The sequence below is a fragment of the Modestobacter sp. SSW1-42 genome (genome assembly GCF_046635825.1).
GTDB lineage: Bacteria > Actinomycetota > Actinomycetes > Mycobacteriales > Geodermatophilaceae > Modestobacter.
The window spans coordinates 1-2380 of record NZ_JBISCA010000009.1; the positions used below are offsets into that span (position 1 = coordinate 1).

The 2380-nt window shown below is 72.4% G+C and carries 2 protein-coding genes; both read right to left on the bottom strand.

From position 1 onward, the window contains the following. Window positions 1-61 precede the first annotated feature (61 nt). Complete coding sequence (gene istB, locus ACGBYP_RS21175) at window positions 62-886, bottom strand: IS21-like element helper ATPase IstB (protein ID WP_411587392.1); 825 nt, start codon at window positions 884-886, stop codon at window positions 62-64. Continuing rightward, window positions 883-2244: an IS21/IS408/IS1162 family transposase gene (locus ACGBYP_RS21180; protein WP_411587394.1), complete on the bottom strand. Its 1362-nt coding sequence runs from the start codon at window positions 2242-2244 to the stop codon at window positions 883-885. Before ACGBYP_RS21180 ends, istB begins: the two co-directional genes overlap by 4 nt. Window positions 2245-2380: the final 136 nt, after the last annotated feature.

A 2380-nucleotide genomic window follows, 5' to 3' on the forward strand; every position in this document is an offset into this window, starting at 1 on the left:
TGATGGCGCTCGCCGAATGTCCCCAGGGGTGCTCATCGAAAGTCCCCACCCGGGTGCGGGGTCAGGTTAGCGGTCGGCGGGTGCCGGTGGCGGTGCGGCGGAGGGTGTCGGTGCGGGCGTGGTGGTCGCGCAGGCGGTAGCTGTCGCCGTCGAGGTTGAGCACGACGGAGCGGTGGAGGAGTCGGTCGAGCATGGCGGCGGCGACGGTGGTGTCGCCGAGGACTTCGCCCCAGGAGGCGACTCCGCGGTTGGTGGTGAGCACGATGGAGGTCTTGCCGTATCGCTGGGAGACGACCTGGAACAGTGCCGAGGCGGCCTCGGCGGGCAGTGGGAGGTAGCCGAGCTCGTCGATGACGAGCAGGGTGGGTCCGGCGAAGAAGCGCATGGTGGTGGCCCAGCGGCCTTCGATGGCGGCGCGGTGGCAGCGGGCGGCGAGGTCGGCGGCGGTAGTGAAGTAGGTGCGGTAGCCCGCCTGCGCGGAGGCTCTCGCCAGCCCGACCGCGAGGTGGGTCTTGCCGACTCCCGGTGGGCCGATGAGCAGCACGTTCGTGGCGGTCTCCAGGTAGCGGCAGGTCGCCAACTCCTGGATGAGCGCCCGGTCCACTCCGGGGGCGGCTTCGTAGTCGAAGTCCTCGAGTGAGGCCGGGGAGGGCAGGGAGGCGAACCGGAGCCGCCCGGCCAGCCGCCGTGCCTCGGTGTCGGTGACCTCCAGTGCCAGCAGCCGCTCGAGGGCGGCGGTCAGACTGAGGTTCTCGGCGCGGGCGGCGTCGAGCACCCCGGGCAGGGCCTCAGCTGCGGCGTGCAGCTTCAAGGTAGCCAGGTGCCCGCGCAGCTGCTGGTAGACGCTGGCCTGCGCGGCAGTGCTCGGCTCGGTCGGGGTGGTCATCGGAGGGTGTTCCTTCCTCGGGCGGCGCGGTCGTAGGCGGCCAGGTCGATCACGACCCGGCCGGGATCTGGGGCGGTCGCGGTGGTCTTCTCGCGGAGGTGGTCGGCGGCGGCCTGGGCGGCCGGGCCGGGTGGGATGCGCTGTTTGCGCCGGTGCGGAGCGGCGGTGGTGAACGCGGCCAGCGCAGCGGTCTCCAACGCGGTCACGTGGCCGGAGTCGCGGATCATCGCCCCGGCTCCGTCGGCGGCCAGCCGGTGCCGGGCGACCACGGTGGGCAGCCGGCCGATGGTCTGACCGGTGGTGATGTCGATGCTGGTGGCGCCGAGGCGGTGGGTCACGGTCACCGTGGTGCCGGTCAGCTCCGGCGGCACGGAGTAGAAGTTGCCGCGGTAGGCGACCAGGGACTGCGCGGAGACCTTGCGTTCTGCGGTGAGCACGGCCGGGAACGGCGCCGGCAGCGGAGCGAGCCGCTCGGCCGCCGCGTGGGTGAGCACGCTGCCCCGTCGACCGGAGAGGGTGCGCAACCGGGCGTCGCTGCGGGTCGCGCAGAACTCGTCCAGCGAGGCCTGCGCGGCCTCAACCGTGACGTCGTCGGGCAGGGTGCGCCACCAGCGTTGGGCGGCGGTGTGGTTGGCCCTCTCCACCACGCCCTTGCGGTTGCCCCGCCGCGGTGGGCAGATCGCCACGGTGACGCCGTAGTGCTTGGCGACCGCGGCGAACGAGGTGCTCACCTTCCCCGAGCCGGGATGGCAGACCGTCGCCATCCGGTCGAACCGCCAGTCCCGGGTCAACCCACCCAGGCCGGCGGCGACCCGGTGCAGAGCGTCGATCAGCTGCGGCTGCTCCATCGAGGAGCAGAGCACCCCGCGCCACCGGCCGGAGTGCGCCAACGCTCCGACCAGCAGGAACGCCCTACTTCCGTAGCCGGCGGCGGCCCAGGCGGCGGGTGGGTCGGGGAGTTCGACCCAGTCCCACTGGGTCTCCTCACCGGCCGGGTGGTCGATCACCGCCGCCGGCCGACCCTTGGCCGGAGAGCACGGCTCACACGCCGGCCGCAGGTTCCGGGCCCGTAGCTGGCGGGTGAACGTGGAGTAGGCCCGGTCGTAGCCCAGCGCGGTGATCTCGTCGAACAACGTCATCGCCCACAGGTGCGGGTCCTCGGTCAGCCGGGCCCGGCAGTAGTCGACGAACGGATCGAACAGGTCCGCGGCGGCCGGGGCGCGAACTCCGGCCTGGCGGCCGTTCAGGTAGGCGCGGATGGTCTTGCGGTCGCGACCCAGATGCCGGGCGATCGCCGAGATCGTCCAGCCCTGGCGACGTAGCGCGTGCACGTCGATGTCGTCCTCCCGTGTGAGCATGAGAGGCAGGGCTCCTTCGAGGTGGTGCGGTGGTCAGAGACCGCCATCCTCGGAGGAGCCCCCGCCGTCTCGGCGGAGCTCCACGGGTGGGGACTTTCAGTGAGCAGGTCTGGGGACTTTCAGCTGAGCGCCGTCA